This window comes from Chryseobacterium sp. FG46 (assembly GCF_057809135.1).
Genome location: NZ_JBMDJJ010000013.1, coordinates 117,688 through 137,144, shown reverse-complemented (window position 1 = coordinate 137,144; position 19,457 = coordinate 117,688). Strand labels below are relative to the sequence as shown.

15 protein-coding genes and 1 riboswitch are annotated in these 19,457 nt (G+C 37.5%); of the genes, 3 read left to right on the top strand and 12 right to left on the bottom strand.

Translation table 11 applies throughout. The features are described 5' to 3' along the window. Nucleotides 1–1,243: 1,243 nt before the first annotated feature. The 3 genes from cysS to folE all read right to left on the bottom strand — a co-directional run bounded on the left by cysS (nucleotide 1,244) and on the right by folE (nucleotide 3,939). Nucleotides 1,244–2,710 (bottom strand): cysteine--tRNA ligase, encoded by a 1,467-nt coding sequence (gene cysS / locus ACODR7_RS11955; RefSeq protein WP_488839228.1) that lies wholly within the window; start codon nucleotides 2,708–2,710, stop codon nucleotides 1,244–1,246. Nucleotides 2,711–2,835: 125 nt separating this feature from the next. Next, entirely contained in the window at nucleotides 2,836–3,267 is a 432-nt protein-coding gene (locus tag ACODR7_RS11950) for a DinB family protein (RefSeq protein WP_488839226.1), read from the bottom strand. A gap of 3 nt (nucleotides 3,268–3,270) precedes the next feature. Next, nucleotides 3,271–3,939, bottom strand: coding sequence for a GTP cyclohydrolase I FolE (gene folE, locus ACODR7_RS11945; protein ID WP_488839224.1), 669 nt, complete (start codon nucleotides 3,937–3,939; stop codon nucleotides 3,271–3,273). 101 nt (nucleotides 3,940–4,040) lie between these two features. On the opposite strand from folE, the gene ACODR7_RS11940 reads away from it, so the two are divergent. Both ACODR7_RS11940 and ACODR7_RS11935 read left to right on the top strand, forming a co-directional pair. Beyond that, nucleotides 4,041–5,192, top strand: a complete 1,152-nt coding sequence (locus ACODR7_RS11940; protein WP_488839223.1) for a hypothetical protein — start codon at nucleotides 4,041–4,043, stop codon at nucleotides 5,190–5,192. Nucleotides 5,193–5,281: 89 nt separating this feature from the next. Beyond that, complete coding sequence (locus tag ACODR7_RS11935) at nucleotides 5,282–5,989, top strand: hypothetical protein (protein WP_488839221.1); 708 nt, start codon at nucleotides 5,282–5,284, stop codon at nucleotides 5,987–5,989. A 53-nt stretch (nucleotides 5,990–6,042) separates the two neighbouring features. Here ACODR7_RS11935 and metF read toward each other — a convergent pair whose 3' ends face one another. The 8 genes from metF to ACODR7_RS11895 form a co-directional block, all read right to left on the bottom strand. After that, nucleotides 6,043–7,002: a methylenetetrahydrofolate reductase [NAD(P)H] gene (gene metF, locus ACODR7_RS11930; protein ID WP_488839219.1), complete on the bottom strand. Its 960-nt coding sequence runs from the start codon at nucleotides 7,000–7,002 to the stop codon at nucleotides 6,043–6,045. Between the two features lie 7 nt (nucleotides 7,003–7,009). After that, nucleotides 7,010–9,670 carry a methionine synthase gene (gene metH, locus ACODR7_RS11925; protein WP_488839217.1) on the bottom strand — a complete coding sequence of 887 codons (2,661 nt, stop codon included), beginning with the start codon at nucleotides 9,668–9,670 and terminating at the stop codon, nucleotides 7,010–7,012. Nucleotide 9,671: 1 nt separating this feature from the next. Next, nucleotides 9,672–10,763 (bottom strand): fatty acid desaturase family protein, encoded by a 1,092-nt coding sequence (locus ACODR7_RS11920; RefSeq protein WP_488839215.1) that lies wholly within the window; start codon nucleotides 10,761–10,763, stop codon nucleotides 9,672–9,674. An 83-nt stretch (nucleotides 10,764–10,846) separates the two neighbouring features. Next, nucleotides 10,847–11,857 (bottom strand): homocysteine S-methyltransferase family protein, encoded by a 1,011-nt coding sequence (locus ACODR7_RS11915; protein ID WP_488839213.1) that lies wholly within the window; start codon nucleotides 11,855–11,857, stop codon nucleotides 10,847–10,849. Then, on the bottom strand, nucleotides 11,832–12,218 hold the full coding sequence (locus ACODR7_RS11910) for a four helix bundle protein (protein WP_488839211.1): 387 nt from the start codon (nucleotides 12,216–12,218) through the stop codon (nucleotides 11,832–11,834). The genes ACODR7_RS11915 and ACODR7_RS11910 overlap by 26 nt, the downstream gene beginning before the upstream one ends. A gap of 28 nt (nucleotides 12,219–12,246) precedes the next feature. After that, on the bottom strand, nucleotides 12,247–13,407 hold the full coding sequence (locus ACODR7_RS11905) for an O-succinylhomoserine sulfhydrylase (RefSeq protein ID WP_488839209.1): 1,161 nt from the start codon (nucleotides 13,405–13,407) through the stop codon (nucleotides 12,247–12,249). A gap of 96 nt (nucleotides 13,408–13,503) precedes the next feature. Next, nucleotides 13,504–15,042 (bottom strand): ACT domain-containing protein, encoded by a 1,539-nt coding sequence (locus ACODR7_RS11900; RefSeq protein WP_488839207.1) that lies wholly within the window; start codon nucleotides 15,040–15,042, stop codon nucleotides 13,504–13,506. After that, nucleotides 15,042–15,986, bottom strand: coding sequence for an alpha/beta fold hydrolase (locus ACODR7_RS11895; RefSeq protein ID WP_488839205.1), 945 nt, complete (start codon nucleotides 15,984–15,986; stop codon nucleotides 15,042–15,044). Before ACODR7_RS11895 ends, ACODR7_RS11900 begins: the two co-directional genes overlap by 1 nt. Nucleotides 15,987–16,046: 60 nt before the next feature. Further along, nucleotides 16,047–16,153, bottom strand: a riboswitch (SAM riboswitch). Nucleotides 16,154–16,341: 188 nt separating this feature from the next. Between ACODR7_RS11895 and ACODR7_RS11890 the strand changes: the two genes are divergently transcribed. Continuing rightward, nucleotides 16,342–18,957, top strand: a complete 2,616-nt coding sequence (locus tag ACODR7_RS11890) for an MGH1-like glycoside hydrolase domain-containing protein (RefSeq protein ID WP_488839203.1) — start codon at nucleotides 16,342–16,344, stop codon at nucleotides 18,955–18,957. Nucleotides 18,958–19,033: 76 nt separating this feature from the next. Here the strand turns inward: ACODR7_RS11890 and ACODR7_RS11885 are convergent, their stop codons facing one another. Then, entirely contained in the window at nucleotides 19,034–19,453 is a 420-nt protein-coding gene (locus tag ACODR7_RS11885; RefSeq protein ID WP_062673700.1) for an OsmC family protein, read from the bottom strand. Between the last annotated feature and the right edge of the window lie 4 nt (nucleotides 19,454–19,457).

Below are 19,457 nucleotides of genomic sequence, written 5' to 3'. Positions count from 1 at the left end.
CTGCAAAGATACAAACTCTTTTTAAACTGGCAACTTTTTTTACAAAAAGTTTTGAAGTTTTTTTCGCTTGTCTCTTCTTGGAAGTAATATCGTTTCTGCCTATCTAAAGGCTCTTCTGCGCTACTGATATACTCTCGTTTTTCAGTGGGGCAAAGATAATAACTTATTACAACGCAAAACAACTTTATTTAACATAAATTTCATATTCGAATAGGTTTTTATCCTAATCAACTGGAACGCAGGGAGAAAAATTTTAAACATTTGTTTGGAGAATCAGGTGAGAGGGTGGGAGCGTTGGAGGGCGAGAGGGGATGATTCCGGATGCAAGATGCGGGGTTTTGGGGGCGAATGATCAAAATATGGTCTATAGAATTATGAGAATAGCTTTTTTAAATTAATAACCTATATATAGGTTTTGGCTAAACCTGAATTAAGGGGGTCTTTTTTGCTAAACGGGATTCCTTCGACGAAGCTCAGGATTTTAGCCCACTCCTATTGAATAGTTATAATGAACCACAGATGACACAGATGGACACAGATAAGGGGTTTGTATTTATATTATATATAGGATAGGATGATGCGAAATCCTAAAGAGTACATTTATATAATATAGAGTAATAAGATTTAACGCCTATACCTGTAATTAAAATGCTTCGACTCAGCTCAGCAGGACACGGCTAATACTAACAGCTAAAAGACCTCAGATATTATCCTGCCAACTTACAAGCGCTCTTGTAAAGAATTTGGATTCCTGCGGAATGATACAATGGGAATAGGGATTCGTACTCAATAACCTGTTTCCATAGAATTCTGAAATATGAAATTTCAATACCAATGTTCCTTTTATACATGGAGACCTGAACCTCGAAACAACAACCCGAACCTCATCATTCATCATCCATCATCCATCATCCATCATTCATCATTTATAACTCCTCCCCTAGCCCTGATAGAAATGGTTACCCCGCAGCTTGGGTGGGAGAGTCGCTGGGTTGGAGCGTGGGAAAGCCATGGCGCGAGGAGTAGGAATGGAGAGCAGGATGAAGCTCCCAAAAAAAGTTGGAGAGTAAGAGAGTGAAAGGGTGAAAAGGTTGAAGATAAAAGAGGGTAAGACGCCTGGTGATGGGAGAATAAAAAAAGAAATAGAAAATAGTGAGGTGTTTCTGGGGATAAAAAAACATTCCGTAAGAATCCTATATATAAGGGACTCCTACGGAATGGGGATAAAACGAAGTTATATTTTCTAGTTCAGAACGTATGATGTTCCGTCTCTTCCGTCTTTTAATTCGATACCTTCTGCAAGCAATTTGTCTCTGATCTGATCTGAAAGCTCAAAGTTTTTGGATTTCCTTGCCTGATTTCTTAATTCGATCAAAACTTTTAGGGTCTGATCCAGCTTTTCATTGTTGTTTTCTTCTACAGTCTGCAATCCTAAAACGTCAAATATAAAGGCATTTAATGTTGACTTTAAATCTTCAAGATCTGCAGTTGAGATTGTTTCTTTACCATCGTTTAAAGCAAAGATGTATTTCACCGCTTCAAACAGGTGAGCGATCAGTATGGGTGAATTGAAATCATCTGTTAAAGCTTCATAGGCTTTATTTTTCCACTCTTTCAGGCTGAAACCGGATTGTTTTGTATCATCTGGAGTAATAGAATTCAATACTTTCACTGCTTCCATTAATCTTATGAATCCTTTTTCACTGGCCATCATGGCATCGTTTGAAATATCCAGAACGCTTCTGTAGTGCGCCTGCAGGAAGCAGAAACGTACAATTGAAGGATGGAAAGGTTTTTCAAAGAAGTCATTATCTCCTGTAACTAATTGCATAGGAAGGATATAGTTTCCTGTAGATTTGCTCATACGTTGAGAATTCATCGTCAGCATATTGGCGTGCATCCAGTAATTTACCGGTGCTGCATCATTGCAGGCTTTTCCCTGTGCGATTTCACATTCGTGGTGAGGGAATTTAAGATCCATTCCTCCTCCATGAATATCGAATGTTTCGCCAAGATATTTTGTGCTCATTGCAGTACATTCCAGGTGCCATCCCGGGAAACCTTCTCCCCAAGGGGAATTCCATCTCATAATGTGTGCGGGAGATGCTTTTTTCCACAATGCAAAATCCTGTGGGTTTTTCTTTTCACCTTGTCCGTCAAGGTCTCTGGTATTGGCGAAAAGCTCTTCTATATTACGTTTTGAAAGTTCACCATAGTTCAGCCCTCTTTTGTTGTATTCTAATACATCAAAGTATACTGAACCGTTGCTTTCGTAAGCAAAGCCTCTTTCAATCAGTTTTTGAGTTAATTCTATCTGCTCTACAATATGTCCTGTAGCAGTAGGTTCGATGTTGGGTGGCAGCAGATTGAACATATCCAGTACTTTGTGGAAGTCTACGGTGTACTTCTGTACAATTTCCATAGGCTCCAGCTTTTCAAGTCTGGTCTGCTTTACGAATCTGTCATTATCTACATTTCCATCATCAGTAAGGTGTCCTGCATCGGTAATATTTCTTACATATCTTACTTTATACCCCAAATGAGTCAGGGTACGGTAGATAAAATCGAAGGAAAGGAAGGTTCTTACATTTCCTAAATGCACATTGCTGTACACTGTAGGTCCGCAGACATACATCCCGATATTTCCTTCTAAAATAGGTTTAAATATTTCTTTTTCCGCTGTAAGGGAGTTATATATTTTTAATTGCATTTATTTTTAAGTTAAAAGATTTAATAGTTTTAAAGATTCAAAAAGTAGTTAAAAAATAATTCTGTCACAACAAATAATTGTTGCAATGAAGATTTTATCGGAAACTTTTTTAAATTTTATCATAATTAAATCGCTTTTAAATGATGCTGTAAATGGTCTACATAATCATTAATAATAAACTCCAGCGTATACACCCTGGGTTCTGTTTTGGTAGTATCACAGGTTCTCTGTAATGCTTCATCCGGGATATTTTCCACGATGTGAACAATCTGATAGTTCAAAGACTTCCACAGGTCAATAAGATCTGAAACAGGAACATTCTGATAGTTCTGAGCTTTTACCCAAAAATTCTGGTCGTATACAATATTTTCGTTCTCTTTGTATTGTGTCACAACAAATCTACGGATATTTGTAAAAGCGCTGTCACAAAGATGACCAATAATTTCTTTTTTTGACCATTTTTCAGAAGAACCTTTATATGACCACTCTTCTTCAGTGATGTTTTGAAATCTCTTAAGCTCGGCATCAATAATATTTCTAAGAATCCGGTAGTTCATGATTTAATAATCCAGCTTTGCATGGCTTCCTACATAATGTAAGAATTCCTGTCTTGTAATAGGGTTGGTTCTGAAAATACCACTTAGTTCCGCAGTAATTGTAGAACTTGATGTATCTTTTATTCCTCTACAGTTTACGCAAAGATGTTTGGCATCAATGATACAGGCTACATCTTTTGTTCCCAAAGCTTCTTTCAAGGCATCAACAATCTGCATGGTCAATCTTTCCTGAACCTGTGGTCTTTTTGCATAATAATCCACAATTCTGTTAATTTTTGAAAGACCTATTACTTCTCCATTGGAAATATAAGCAACATGTGCTCTTCCTATGATAGGTAAAAAGTGGTGTTCGCAGAAAGAGTATACCGTGATGTCTTTTTCCACCAACATCTGGCGGTACTTGTATTTATTGGAGAAAGTGGAAACTCCTGGCTTGTTTTCCGGAAGAAGTCCTCCGAAAATTTCATTCACATACATCTTGGCAACACGTCTTGGAGAGTCTTTCAGAGAATCATCTGTCATATCCATGCCCAGCGTTTCCATGATCTCGCCAAAAAGCTCAGTAATTTTTTCAATTTTTTCCTGTGGCGATTTATCAAAAGCATCTTTCCTTATAGGCGTATGTTCTTTTCCCGTGAAAATATCATCGTCGTTATCAGTAAAATCAACCATTTTTATTTAATTTGCAGCAAAAATACGGATAATATCTTTTTCTCTATTTCAAATGAGATGAAAAACATTATCCTTTATAGCCATTTCTGATTAAAAAGCCTATGATTATTGTCGAACAAGTACAAAACCAACTCCAAAAAAGGGAATTTCTGGAATTCCCTGCCCGCCTCTATCAACACGACAAAAATTATATACGCCCTTTGAATAAAAATATTGAGGAGATTTTTGACCCTGAAAAAAATAAATTCTTTAAAAATGGAGAATGTGAGAGATTTTTGTTTAAAAAAAATAACAAGACAGTTGGAAAAGTTGCTGTTTTTGTGAATGGATGTTATGAGCAAAAGCAGCCTACGGGAGGAATTGGTTTTTTCGACTGTATTAATGATCAGGAAACAGCCAATTTTATTTTTGGCTATTGTAAAAACTGGCTTCAGAAAAAAGGAATGGAGGCAATGGACGGACCTATCAATTTTGGGGAACGGGATAAATTCTGGGGACTTTTAACTGAAGGTTTTATAGAGCCTTTGTTTGGAATGAATTACAACTTCCCTTATTACAAGGATCTTTTTGAAAATTATGGATTTCAGATTTATTTTGAACAGCTTTGTTTTACCAGACCTGTTTTCGCAGAAGTTTCAAGGATCTTTACCATTGCGCATGAAAAGAACAGAAGAAATCCTGCCATTTCTGCTCAGCCTATAAAAAAGAATAATCTGCCGAAATTTGCAAAGGACTTTACAGAAGTTTATAATAAAGCGTGGGCTTCCCATGGGGAAGGTAAGCATTTGGAAGAGGCAAAAGTTCTGAAAATGTTCAAGACGATGAAACCTATCATCAATGAACATATTTCATGGTTTGTTTATGAAAATGAGAAACCGATTGCGATGTGGATCAATATTCCTGACGTTAACCAATGGTCTAAATATCTGAATGGAAAGTTCGGAATTTTTGAAAAGCTCAAATTTTTGTTTTTAAAGCGTTTTAAAAAGAATGAAAAAATGGTGGGTCTCGTATTCGGTGTGGTTCCTGAATGGCAGAAGAAAGGGATTGACGGGTATATGATCTGGGAAGGAACACAGCATTTAAGAAAGCATACGGATTTTACGATTACGGAGCTGCAGTGGATTGGTGATTTTAATCCAAAAATGATTAAAATTGCAGAGGCTCTTGATACTACTGTTACCCGAAAACTGGCTACTTACCGGTATTTGTTTGACAGGAGTAAGGAATTTGAGAGACATGAAATATTATAATTAAATACATTAATAAAATTTAATTATTTTAAGAATAATAGTCGTATTTTTGAAAATAACTTTTGAAAACTTTAAATAAAACTAACAAAATGAGAAAAGTAATTATAAGCGCCTTACTGGTTGCTTCATGCATTGTATATGCACAAGACTTTACACCTAACAACTACTCATCCAACTATTCAAGTACAATATCTGTAAATAGCCTTGGAGGGGATCACGCAGTATTCGGAGTACGATCAGAAAACTTTGGGAGAGCATTAAAGTATGATGAAATAGCAGGTTCTCCTTATTACAATGCAGAATTCCATCTTGCTAAAGTAGCTGAAAACTTTGAAAAGGTATCTGTAAGATACAATAGCTATAAGGATGAAGTAGAATTTCAGAAAGAAGGTAAACCATTAGTACTGCCTAAAGAAGAGCAGTTTTCGAGAATTGAAATTTTATCGCCCAAAAGCACGATGGTATTATTAAAAACTAATGACGACCTGAGTGGATATTTTTTCGAATTAGTTAATGGTAAAATCCCGCTTTACAAAAAAGTAAAGGTTAAATTTCAAGATGCTATTCCTGCAGCCAATTCATATGCAACTGATAAAGCAGCTTTTTTTAAAACATTAGATCCTGTTTATTATATCAAAACAGAGTCAGGGTATATTAAAAAACCAAAGAAAGTAAAAGATATCGCAGAGGCCTTTCCAGCAAAAAAGGATGCAATTGAAAATTTTGCAAAATCTAATAATATTAAAATCAATAAAGAAGAAGATCTCATTAAACTGGTTAAGTTCTTAAATCAATAAAAAAATAAACCCCTGTGAAAATTCACAGGGGTTCCTTCATTTTGGTACTTTTATTAGAATAGCTCACCGGCTACTTTTTTAATATTATCACTCTTCCCCATTGAGTAGAAGTGCAGAACAGGAACTCCAAAATCCAGTAATTCTTTGCATTGAGCAATGGCCCACTCTACTCCGATCTGCTTTACCGCTTCATTATTCTTCGCATTTTCTACCTCATTGATCAGTTCTTCGGGAAGATCTATTTTGAATACCTGAGGTAAGATTTTCAGGTGTTTCTTGGTCGCAATAGGCTTGATTCCCGGAATAATCGGAACTGTGATACCTATTTCTCTTGCTTTCTGAACGAATTCAATATACTTTTTATTGTCAAAAAACATTTGGGTTACGATATAATCTGCTCCGGCATCTACTTTTTGTTTCAGCCACTTCAAGTCATAATTCATGGAAGGGGCTTCCATATGCTTTTCGGGATATCCGGCAACCCCGATGCAGAATTTGTTCAATTCATCACATACCTGTTCTTCGTTATGAAGGTATTTTCCTCTTCCCAGATTATTAATCTGCTCCACAAGATCCATCGCACTGGCATGACCTCCCTGAGTCGGTTCGAAATACTGATGTCCTTTCATGGCATCTCCTCTTAAAGCCATTACATTGTCTATTCCGAGGTACATACAATCTACCAGAAGATATTCTGTTTCTTCTTTTGTAAAACCTCCGCAAAGAAGATGTGGTACTGTATCTACATTGTATTTATGCTGAATAGCGGCACAGATTCCCAGTGTTCCGGGGCGCATTCTTGTAATACGGCGTTCCATAAGACCATTTCCTTTGTCCAGATAAATATATTCTTCTCTGGATGTGGTCACGTCAATGAAAGGTGGTTTAAATTCCATCAAAGGATCTATATTGGTATAAAGGTCTTCAATCCCGATTCCTTTCTGTGGCGGAACAACTTCTAAGGAGAATAAAGTTTTTCCATTTGCATTTTTAATGTGTTCTGTTATCTTCATGTCAATATTAATCTGCTAAATTGGGTGATAACCATTTTTTCGCTTCCTGAATGCTACAACCTCTTCTTGCTGCATAATCTTCAAGCTGGTCTTCTGTAATTTTTCCTAATCCGAAATATTTGGCATGCGGGCTTCCGAAATAATATCCGGAAACGGATGCTGTTGGGAACATGGCAAGGCTTTCTGTAAGGAAAACGCCTGTATTTTCTTCTACTTTTAATAGATCCCATATGGTTTTCTTTTCCAGGTGGTCCGGGCAGGCCGGATATCCCGGAGCGGGGCGGATTCCTTTATATTTTTCGGCAATAAGCTCTTCGTTGCTTAAGTTTTCCTGATTGGCATATCCCCAATATTCTGTTCTGACTTTTTTATGTAAAAATTCGGCATAGGCTTCTGCAAAACGGTCTGCCAGAGCTTTTACCATGATGGCATTGTAATCATCATTGGCTTTTTCATATTCTTCTGCCAATTCATCAGTTCCGAAACCTGTGGTCACACAAAATGCTCCCATGTAGTCTGTTTTCCCTGAGCTTTGAGGTGCGATGAAATCACTTAGAGCGAGGTAGTCTTTTCCTTTTGATCTCTGAGCCTGCTGTCTTAAGGTTAAAAACTTGGCCAGTTCATTATTATTTTCATCAAAAATCAGGATATCATCAGATTCATTGGAATTGGCTTTAAAGATTCCGAAGATGGCTTTTGCTGTTAAAAGTTTCTCATCAAGAATTCTATTCAGAATAACCTGAGCATCTTTGAAAAGTTCTTTTGCCTGAACTCCTACAACCTCATCTTCTAAGATATTCGGGTATTTCCCATGAAGATCCCAGCTTCTGAAGAACGGAGACCAGTCGATAAAAGGTAGAAGCTCTCTCAGATCCTGATTTTCTATTACCTTTATTCCAAGATTATTGGGTGTGAAAATTTCTTCATTTTCCCAGTCAATTTTAAAATTATTTTGTCTTGCTTCTTCAATGGAAACATAATCTTTATCTACCTGCCTGTTCAGGAACTTTTCTCTGAAATCGGAATAGTCATTCTTTAAATCTGAAACATATTCTTTATTCCTGTCACCCAGCAATGAACTTACTACGTTTACTGCTCTGGAAGCATCGTTCACGTGAACGACAGCGTTTTTATATTTTAAATCGATTTTCACAGCGGTATGTGCTTTTGAAGTTGTTGCACCACCTATCAGCAAAGGAAAATCTAAATTTTGTCTTTCTAATTCTGAAGCGATATATACCATTTCATCCAAGCTTGGTGTAATCAGTCCGCTTAATCCAATAACATCTACTTTTTCTGCAATAGCGGTCTGGATAATCTTTTCAGCGGGAACCATCACACCGAGGTCTACGATTTCATAGTTATTGCAACCCAAAACAACACTCACAATATTTTTACCGATATCATGAACGTCTCCTTTTACCGTTGCCATTAATATTTTTCCATTGGCAGGTTTCGAGCCGTCTTTTTCTGCTTCAATGTAAGGTTGTAAATAGGCCACTGCTTTTTTCATTACTCTCGCAGATTTCACTACCTGAGGTAAGAACATTTTCCCGCTTCCGAATAAATCTCCTACGACTCCCATTCCGGTCATCAGATTAATTTCGATTACATGAAGCGGTTTTGCTGCTAATTGTCTTGCTTCTTCTACATCTTCTTCGATAAAACGATCAATCCCTTTTACCAAAGCGTGCGTAATTCTTTCCTGTAATGGATTGTTTCGCCATTCCAGATCTTCGGTCTTTTCTTTCTTTACTGATTTATGCTTTTCGGAATAGTCGAGAAGTCTTTCTGTAGCATCTTCTCTTTTATCCAGAATTACATCTTCTACAAGCTCCAGTAATTCTTTATTAATCTCATCATACACTTCCAGCATGGCAGGATTTACAATACCAATATTCATTCCTGCCTGAATGGCGTGATAAAGGAATACTGAGTGCATGGCTTCTCTTACGGTATCATTTCCACGGAAAGAGAAGGAGACGTTGCTCACTCCTCCACTTACGGATGCATAAGGAAGATTTTGTCTTACCCAGCGTGTCGCTTCAATAAAGTCGATGGCATTTCTTCTGTGCTCATCCATTCCTGTTGCCACCGGAAAGATATTTAAGTCGAAAATGATATCTTCTGCAGGGAAACCAATCTGATTTACCATGATATCATAGGAACGTTTTGAAATTTCAATTCTTCGTTCAAAACTGTCAGCCTGACCTACCTCATCAAATGCCATTACAATGACTGCCGCTCCATATCTTTTGATGGCTTTGGCATGTTTGATAAATTCTTCCTCGCCTTCTTTTAAGCTGATAGAATTCACTACACATTTTCCCTGGGCTACCTGAAGACCTGCTTCAAGGATTTCCCATTTGGAAGAATCTACCATGATCGGGATTCTTGCGATATCCGGTTCGGAAGCAATTAAGTTCAGGAATTTGATCATGGAAGCTTTTCCATCAATCAAACCATCATCAAAATTGACATCCAGAATCTGGGCGCCTCCTTCTACCTGATGGCGGGCAATATCTAATGCTTCAGAGAATTTCTCCTCTTTAATCAGCCTTAGAAACTTTTTGGAACCGGCAACATTAGTCCTTTCACCAACGTTGATGAAATTACTCTCCGGTGTTATGATAAGAGGCTCAAGGCCTGATAATCTTAAATATTTCATTTTATTCTTCTAAAATATAGTAGGCATTATGGGCATTCTGCCTCAATAAATCCCTGTGCTTGCTTAAAGCTGTAATCAGGGGAAACCTTTTGTAAGCTAAATCATGTTCTCTAGCAAATTCCTCAATCTCCTCTGTGATCTCGTTGTAATACATATAACTGTAATTCGGGAACAGATGATGGGCTACATGAAAATTAAAATTTCCCAACATATTTCTTACCAGCCAGTTATTTTCTTTTAAATCATTGGTCACTTCAAACTGATGGCGAAGCCAGCTGAATGGAAGACCATTCCCTTTATTTAATGTTGGAAAGGCATTATCAGGAAGCGGATGCAAAGGCAGTAAAACAAACAATGCAAAAATACTTGCTGATATCACCTGTAAAAACCACGCTCCTAAAGCCAATCCTATTGATACTTTAAAGAGCACTACAGGAACCACAATCTGATAAAAGAAATAGAACAGTTTATAACTTATCATTTTTACTTTTTCAATGGTGGGGATCTTTCCCTGGGTTTTCAAAATCACTCTTTCCTTATCAAAGAAGTCTCTGAAGTCTCTTATAAACATCCAGTTGAACAAATACAACGGATATACTAAAAAGAAGAACTTGTCCTGATACTTCTGTACTCCTTTCGCTTTAATCCACGGTACGATTAAAAGTAATCCACTCTGCTCAATATCCGTATCCCATCCGTCCACATTAGGATAGGCATGATGGCTTGCGATATGTCTTTTTTTCCAGATATAGGAATTAGCTCCTATAAAATCAAAAATATGAAGAACCAGCCTGTTGAGCCTTTTACTTTTATAGATGTTGTTATGGGCCGCTTCGTGGATTAAGTTTAAATAAATCAAAACCAAAGAAATTCCCATGAAAACAAAACTCAGAATATAGATCCAATGCTTTTCAGCATTCAAAACAGCCAGAAAATACAAACCCATATAGACCATTGGAAGAATAACTGCTTTGATCTGAATGTAGATATCTCTATTCTCAGAAATGGATTCTACTCTTTGGTTTACTTTCTTTCTCAGCTCATTAAATAATCTGATATCCTCTGAATCTTTTAAGTAAATCGGCTTTTCCATTATCTTTAACTTTGTGGTTTACTTAAAGTTAATATTAATAATTCAGCCTTCATTCTTGATTTTAATTAAAAAAATCTATCAAATCAGACAAATTTCTTCAATTTCCTTGGTTCATATTTTTCTACCAGGTCAGCAATCGCTTTGATGTGCTCTGGAGTTGTTCCGCAGCATCCTCCGATGATATTGATCAGTCCTTTTTCCACATATTCTTTGATCTGCCTTGCCATATCTTCGGGAGTTTCATCATATTTTCCGAAGGCATTGGGTAAACCGGCATTCGGGTATGCTGAGACATAGAATTCTGAATTATGAGCCAGTGTTTCAAGATAAGGAGTAAGCTGATCTGCTCCCAACGCGCAATTGAAACCTACACTTAATAAATTCAGGTGGGAAACCGAAATCAGGAAAGCTTCTGCCGTCTGCCCACTTAATGTTCTTCCGGAAGCATCCGTAATCGTTCCTGAAACCATGATTGGAATTTTTATTCCTCTTTCGTCCTGTAATTCATCAATCGCAAATAAGGCAGCTTTTGCATTCAGGGTATCAAAGATGGTTTCTACCAGAAGGATATCTGAACCTCCGTCCAGCAAAGCTTCACACTGCTGTTTGTATGCCACTCTCAGTTCTTCAAAAGTGATGGCTCTGTATCCGGGATCATTCACATCAGGACTTAAACTAGCTGTTCTGTTTGTTGGTCCTATAGATCCGGCTACGAATCTCGGTTTGTCTGGATTTTTCGCAGTATACTCATCACAGGCTTTTCTGGCAATTTTTGCTGACTCATAGTTCAGTTCATATACCAGTTCTTCCATATGATAATCTGCCATTGCAATAGTGGTTCCTGAAAACGTATTGGTTTCAATGATATCTGCTCCTGCTTCCAGGTATTTCTTGTGAACTTCTTCAATCGCCTGAGGCTGAGACAAAGAAAGCAGGTCATTATTTCCTTTTACAGGATGTTCCCAGTCTTTAAAACGCTCCCCGCGATAGTCTTCTTCTTCAAATTTGTATCTTTGAAGCATGGTTCCCATGGCACCGTCAAGAATCAAAATTCTTTCAGATAGCGCTTTATATAATTGTTCTGAATTTTTCATTTTCTATCAATTTGTAATAGTTTATAAATCCGCTGACCAGTTTTTTGCATAAGAGGATTTGTTTATTAATGATTTCAAAATCTTCTTTAGAAATATAATGCCGGTCTGAAGCAAAATGGAATTGAGTTTCCAGTTTACAGAGAGATTTCCCGGCAATATGCAGAAACTGTAAAGTATCTTCTGAAGCCTCTCTTCTACTTCCTTCCGTTATATTCAACGAAACTGAAGTTGCCATTCTTCTTATTGGACCCGTTAAAGCCAATACCTCTTTTCTAGGAAAATTTGCAGTAAGAGCATAAGTTAAATGCACCAACTTTTTCCCTTCTCTCCAAATTGCTAATTCTGTGTAATCCCTATTCATTGAGCTCTTATAAACTGTTAACGATTAACTAATCTAAAGCCTGTTTCAAATCTGCAATGACATCCTCCACATTTTCCAGCCCTACTGAGCAACGAACCAACCCTGCAGTAATCCCTACTTCATTTCTTTCTTCGTCAGAAAGCTTGGAGTGCGTAGTGGATGCCGGGTGCGTAACGATCGTTCTTGTATCGCCTAAGTTGGCAGACAGCGAACACATTTGTATCTTATCTAAAAAGTTTCGTCCTCCTTCTATTCCTCCTTTTATTTCAAATGCTACGATGTTTCCTCCCAACTTCATCTGCTTTTTGGCTACTTCATAATTTGGATGGGATTTCAGGAATGGATATTTAACTAATTCCACATTAGGATGGCTTTCTAAAAATTCGGCCACCTTCAAAGCATTTTCACAGTGCTTTTCTACACGGATTGCCAATGTTTCTAAACTTTTGGATAATACCCAGGCATTAAAAGGAGATAATGCAGGTCCTGTATTTCTTGCGAAAAGATAAATTTCTCTGATCAGGTCTTCTTTTCCTACGGCTATTCCTCCTAAAACTCTTCCCTGTCCGTCAATCAGTTTCGTAGCTGAGTGTACCACAATATCTGCACCGTATTTGATTGGCTGCTGAAGATAAGGTGTTGCAAAACAGTTATCTACAATAAAAATAAGATTATACTTTTTAGCGATCTGTCCGAAAAACTCAAGATCCAGAATTTCAATAGCCGGATTGGTAGGTGTTTCAAGATATAAGATCTTTGTATTGGGTTTAATGTATTGTTCAACATTTTCCGCATCTCCAGCTTTGAAATAAGAGGTTTCAATATTCCATTTCGGGAAATACTTGGTAAACAAGGTATGTGTAGACCCGAATACAGACTGACAGCTTACGATATGATCTCCGGCGTTCAATAAGGCAGCAAATGTAGAATAGATGGCAGCCATCCCCGTTGCAAAGGCATATCCTGCTTCTGCACCTTCCATTTTAGCGATCTTCTCTGTAAACTCTGTTACATTGGGATTAGAGAAACGGCTGTATAGGTTTTTAGGTTTTTCTTCAGCAAAGCTGGCTCTCATATCTTCCGCATCCTGAAATATAAAACTGGAAGTAAGATATAATGGCGTAGAATGCTCATCAAACTGAGATCTTTCCGTCTGGGTTCTTATTGCTGATGTTTCAAAATTTTCCATATAGTTTTAATTTGTCAATTTAGCAGTGTAACCATCAGATTCTTCGCGATGCTCAGAATGACAACTGCAGTAATGATTACCCTGTTATATTAAGTTTTATTTTGTTTCACTTACTCTTAAAATATCCCCGAATACACCTCTTGCTGTTACCTGTGCACCAGCTCCCGCTCCCATGATAACAATTGGGTTTTCTCCGTAGCTTTCCGTATAGATTTCAAAGATTGAATCTGAACCTTTTAACTGACCTAAAGCGGAAGTTGCAGGAACTGAAATCAGTTTCACATCCAACTCGCCTTTATCTGTCTGCAGATCACCGTGCAGATCACCTACATATCTCAATACGTGTCCAGATTCCTGATTCTCTTTTATCTTCTGGTATTCATCATCCAGTTCTTCAAGTCTTGAAAGGAATTCTGATTTTGAAACCTCCAATAAGTTTTCCGGAACCAGATTTTGGATATTGATATCTCCGAATTCATTGATTAAGTCTAATTCTCTCGCAAGAATCAATAGTTTTCTGGCTACATCATTTCCTGATAAGTCTTCTCTTGGATCCGGTTCTGTGTATCCTTTTTCCAGAGCTTCGTTGATGATGGTTGAGAATTTATCGTCTCTCAAAGAAAAATTATTGAAAACATAACTCAATGTTCCTGAGAATACGCCTTTAATTCTTGTAATATTCTCTCCTGAAAGGTGTAATAATTTGATTGTATCAATTAACGGAAGACCTGCACCAACATTGGTTTCATACAGATAACGTCTGTTGTTTTTGCTCAACGTATATCTTAGTTTTCTGTATTCCTCAATGGGAAGCGTATTAAAAATTTTGTTGGAAGAAACGAGATCAAATCCGTTTTCTGCCAAAGCATGATAGTTTTTAACAAAATCTTTGCTGGCTGTGTTATCTACAACGATCAGGTTTTCCAGTTGATTTTCGTTCGAGAAATTAATCAGTTCTTCTACATTCGATGGATGTTCTGCTGTTAAAACCTCATCTTTCCAATTGGCATCAAATCCTTTTTTATTGAAGGCAATTTTCTTAGAGTTGGCTACTGCTACCACTTTAAGATCAATTTTTTTACGTTTTTTAATTTCTTCTGCTGATTCAAGAACTTGTTCTATCAGTGTTTTTCCTACGTTTCCGTGACCAATAATTGCCAGATGAACCGTCTTTGGTTTTTTGAAAATTTCAGATTCTATGATATTTTTTGTTTTTTCATCCTGTGAAGAAGTCACTACAATGTTGACTCTGTTTTCTCCTGCCACCTGATTTAAAAGCAATGGAAAAACATTATTTCTTGCCAGCTCAGCAAAGACTTTATTGAAATCTTCTGCTACAAAACCAATCACAGAAACTTTATTGATACTATAGATCTGGGAAACTTTTCCTGATTTTCTTTCTGCTTCAAATTCATCAATAAGACAAGCCACTGCTTTTTCTGCATCATTTTCCTGGACCAGAATAGAAATTCCGTTTTCTATGGCCTGTTGAGAAATTACGCCTACACTGATACGCGCTAAAGTAAGCGCTTTAAAAATACGTCCGTCAATCCCGATTTCTCCCAGGAAATCTTCTCCTTCAAATTTGATGATTGATCTGTTCTTCAAAAATTTTATTTCGTTAGCATTTTTCATTACTTCTGTAAAATGTTTTTAATGATATTATTTAATTGTTGATATTCCATTAGGAAGGCATCATGCCCGTGTATAGATTGGATCTCGTGATAAGAAACATTCTTATTTTTCTCTTTTAAGTTTTCAAAACACATCCGGATTTCAGAAGCCGGGAAGAATAAGTCTGTATCTACTGAGATCATGTGCATTCGTGCCTGTATGTTCTCCAGTGCTTTTTCAGCAACGTTTATATTCATTAAGAGATGATTCATCAGCTTGTATGCTTTTAAACTAAACCTCTCGTTCAGTGCATTACCATGATAAACCAACCAGTCTTCTGATTCCAGGCGTTGTTTTTCCTGGTTATATTGGTTTTGAAATCTGTCATTGAGTGACTGTGGAGTTCTGTAACACAGCATGGCATGAATTCTCGCTTTCTGTAATGGTTCTTCTTTATCATTCAATAAAAATTTCTGAACCAGACACTGCGCATGAAGCCAGTCGTGTGTTCTGTAATCACAGGCTATGGGAATAAATATTTCTGCAAGATTCGGCTGCTTGGCAAGCATTTCCCAGGCAATCCCTCCTCCCAGAGAGCCTCCGATAATGGCATATAAGTTTTTGATATGTAATGCTTCAAGTCCTTTCAGAAATATTGCGGCGATATCTGAAGGGGTGAAGTCTTCATAGTCTTCAATTAAAAAATCATCATATCCGTTTCCGGGTATATTGAAACACAGAACAGTGTATTGATCGGTATCAACAATCTGGTTTTCTCCTACCAGCTGTTTCCACCAGCCTTTATCTCCGGATACATTTGAGTTTCCGGTAAGGGCATGGTTGATTAAAATGACAGGGGCTGTAAACAGATCTTTCCCAAAAAGCTGATAGCTTAACGGGATATGGTATTCCTTTTGGGAATTTGTTTGATACGAAAGATTAATATAGTTTAGTTCTGTTTTCAATTCTATTAAATTTTAATACAATTGAAAATGCCACAGGAAATGGCTGAAAAGAACTTCAGTAAGTTATCTGTCCAAAATACTTTGGTAGAACGTAGCACCTTCTTTGCTTGCACAAAGGGTTGCTAAGGTTTCATAGGGTCTAATCCCTCAACCTTTCTTGATAACATTTTCAATATTTGAATGAACGAATGATGCAAAGGTAGTTCTTTTCTTTTAATTTCAAAAAAAAAATATTTTAATATTTTAAAAAGCCCTTAAACACAAGTATTTCAAGGCCATATTAATAATTCTTCAGATGAAAAAAATTGGAATTACTTGTCAAAAAAACTAACTTCGTGTGGAAAAATGATGAGATATGACCGCTGAAAAAGATAGATTACAAGATACCAAATGGAAAAACTGGGGACCTTATGTAAGCAACCGGCAGTGGGGAAATGTACGCGAAGATTATAGCCCGAACGGGAATGCCTGGAACTTTACCAATCATAATAATGCCGAAAGCTATGCCTACCGCTGGGGTGAAGAAGGCATTGCCGGAATTTCTGATGTAAAACAGCTTTTGTGTTTTGCTCTTTCGTTCTGGAACAAGAAGGACAAAATGGTAAAAGAACGGTTCTTCGGATTGAGCAATCCTCAGGGAAACCATGGGGAAGACATCAAAGAAATCTTTTATTACCTGGATAATACGCCTACTCACAGCTATATGAAAATGGTGTATAAATATCCAATTAATGAATTTCCTTACGATGAGCTTGTTGCAGAAAACGGAAGACGCAGCAAAAAGCAACCGGAATATGAGATTTTCGATACCGGAATTTTCGATAATGATGAATATTTTGATATTTTCATTGAATACTGCAAAGCCGATCACAATGATATTCTTGCCAGAGTAACAGTATGCAACCGAAGTCAGCATGAAGCTCCTATTCTGGTAGCTCCGACTGTATGGTTCAGAAACAACTGGAAGTGGGGATACAATACTTATAAAGGAGAAATCAATGCATCTCCCGACGGAAGTATTAACATTGGACATGACAGCATTTCGATCAAAAAATTCTATTCCCGGAATTTAAACGCCGAAAGTGTATTTTGTGATAATGAAACCAATACGTCTAAACTTTACGGAGCTCCCGCAGTTGAAAACACTTATTTCAAAGACGGAATCAACCACTATATTATTCATAAAGCAAATACAGTAAATCCCGAAAAAAAGGGGACAAAAGCTTCTTTTCTGATTGATGAGCTTATCGGAGCCGGAGAATCAAAAGTTTTTGAATTCAGATTGTGCCCTGAAGAGGCCGATGAGCCTTTTGAAAACTTTGATACCATTTTCAATACGCGACAGGCTGAAGCTGAAGAATTTTATAAAGAAATTCAGAATGACACTGTAAACGAAGATGAAAGAAATGTTCAGCGACAGGCTTTTGCCGGGCTTCTCTGGAATAAACAGTTCTACCATTATAATATCGGAAAATGGCTGAAAGGTGATCCCAACTTTGAAGCACCAAGAAATTTCAACGAATATGTAAGAAATACAGAATGGAATCATCTCCATAATAAGGATATTATTTCCATGCCTGATAAATGGGAATATCCGTGGTATGCTACATGGGATCTGGCCTTTCACTGTGTACCTTTTTCCATCATTGATGCGGAATTTGCCAAGGGACAGCTTTTGCTGCTTACAAAAGAATGGTACATGCATCCCAACGGACAGCTTCCTGCCTATGAATGGAATATGAGTGATGTGAATCCTCCTGTACACGCATGGTCATGCTTCCGGGTTTTTAAAATTGATGAAAAAAATAACGGAAAGCCGGATTTATTATTTTTAGAAAAAGTCTTCCAGAAATTGCTGCTTAATTTCACATGGTGGGTGAACCGGAAGGATAAAAACGGGAAAAACATCTTTGGCGGTGGTTTCCTTGGGCTTGATAATATCGGAGCTTTCGACCGGAATATGGAACTAAAGGACGGCCAGCACCTTGAACAGGCAGACGGAACAAGCTGGATGGCGATGTATGCACTGAATATGATGCGTATTGCGATGGAACTTGCCCAGTATTACCAGGTATATGAAGATATGGCGATCAAGTTTTTTGAGCATTATCTTTATATCGCCGAGGCTATGGAAAATCTGGGCGAAGGCACAAAAGGTCTCTGGAATGAAGAAGACGGATTCTTCTATGATGTATTGCAGCTTGGTAATGGGGAAAGCGTTTCTTTAAGATTAAGAAGTATCGTAGGCCTGATTCCTATGTTTGCCGTTGAAATTGTAGATCATCATTTATTGGAAAAGATGCCGAATTTCAGAACCCGGATGGAATGGATCTTAAAGAACAAGCCGGAGTTGACCAAACTGGTTTCTCACTGGGATGAGGAAGGACAAGGACGAAAACACCTTATGAGTATCCTCCGCAAAAACAGACTGACAAAGGTCCTGTCCAGAATGCTTGATGAAAAAGAGTTCCTGAGTTCTTACGGAATCCGTGCGATGTCCAAAGTATATGAAGAAAATCCTTTTGTATTTTCTGTGCATGGAACGGAAAATATGGTCTACTATACACCCGCAGAAAGTGACAGCCGTATGTTTGGCGGAAACAGCAACTGGCGCGGCCCCATTTGGTTTCCCATCAATTTTCTGATTGTGGAAAGTCTTCAGCGTTTTCATTATTATTATGGAAACAGCCTGAAAGTAGAACTTCCAACAGGCAGCGGCGACAAGAGAAACCTTGATGAAGTAGCTCAGAACATAAGCAAAAGACTTTGTTCTTTATTTTTAAAAGATGAACACGGGCAAAGGGCTTTCAACGGAGGGAATCCGAAATTCAATTATGATGAACATTTCAGAGATTATATTACCTTCTTTGAGTATTTCCATGGAGATAACGGCCGTGGCGTAGGGGCTTCCCACCAAACGGGATGGACAGCCACTGTGGCGAAACTGATAAAACCAAGACTCACCTTTTAATAAGCAATGAGTAATTGGTAATGAGTAATATAAAAGCCGGATGTTTCATCCGGCTTTTGCTATTCTATGTGAGAGATTAAATTTTTTCTCCGTTCACATACACTTCGTATCCGATTTCTACATTCGGTTCTAACGTTTTTGATACAGAGCAGTATTTTTCAAAAGAAAGTTCTGCAGCTTTTAATGCTTTTTTAGGATCAATTTCTCCTTCCAAAAGGAACTTAACGTTAATCGATTTAAAAGGTTTCGCATCTTCTACCTGCACTCTTTCTCCTTCTACCTCTGCCTGAAAGCTTTTAATTTCCTGACGTTGCTTCTTCAGAATAGACACCACATCAATTCCGCTGCATCCTGCCACAGCCATCAGTACACTTTCCATTGGGGAAACTCCTTTGGCTCCCGGCTGGGAAGTATTATCTAAAAGGATAGAATTTCCTTGTGAGTTTGTACATTCAAATAAAAAATCGTCGTTTATTCTGTTGAGTGTAATTTTCATTGTA

Coding starts and splice junctions, on each gene's coding strand:
- ACODR7_RS11910 (WP_488839211.1), bottom strand. CDS start 12,218: ATGAATAGGGATTACACAGAATTAGCAATTTGGAGAGAAGGGAAAAAG.
- cysS (WP_488839228.1), bottom strand. CDS start 2,710: ATGCAATTAAAAATATATAACTCCCTTACAGCGGAAAAAGAAATATTT.
- ACODR7_RS11900 (WP_488839207.1), bottom strand. CDS start 15,042: ATGAAAAATGCTAACGAAATAAAATTTTTGAAGAACAGATCAATCATC.
- ACODR7_RS11890 (WP_488839203.1), top strand. CDS start 16,342: ATGACCGCTGAAAAAGATAGATTACAAGATACCAAATGGAAAAACTGG.
- ACODR7_RS11915 (WP_488839213.1), bottom strand. CDS start 11,857: ATGAAAAATTCAGAACAATTATATAAAGCGCTATCTGAAAGAATTTTG.
- metF (WP_488839219.1), bottom strand. CDS start 7,002: ATGAAGATAACAGAACACATTAAAAATGCAAATGGAAAAACTTTATTC.
- folE (WP_488839224.1), bottom strand. CDS start 3,939: ATGGTTGATTTTACTGATAACGACGATGATATTTTCACGGGAAAAGAA.
- ACODR7_RS11935 (WP_488839221.1), top strand. CDS start 5,282: ATGAGAAAAGTAATTATAAGCGCCTTACTGGTTGCTTCATGCATTGTA.
- ACODR7_RS11940 (WP_488839223.1), top strand. CDS start 4,041: ATGATTATTGTCGAACAAGTACAAAACCAACTCCAAAAAAGGGAATTT.
- ACODR7_RS11920 (WP_488839215.1), bottom strand. CDS start 10,763: ATGGAAAAGCCGATTTACTTAAAAGATTCAGAGGATATCAGATTATTT.
- metH (WP_488839217.1), bottom strand. CDS start 9,670: ATGAAATATTTAAGATTATCAGGCCTTGAGCCTCTTATCATAACACCG.
- ACODR7_RS11885 (WP_062673700.1), bottom strand. CDS start 19,453: ATGAAAATTACACTCAACAGAATAAACGACGATTTTTTATTTGAATGT.
- ACODR7_RS11950 (WP_488839226.1), bottom strand. CDS start 3,267: ATGAACTACCGGATTCTTAGAAATATTATTGATGCCGAGCTTAAGAGA.
- ACODR7_RS11905 (WP_488839209.1), bottom strand. CDS start 13,407: ATGGAAAATTTTGAAACATCAGCAATAAGAACCCAGACGGAAAGATCT.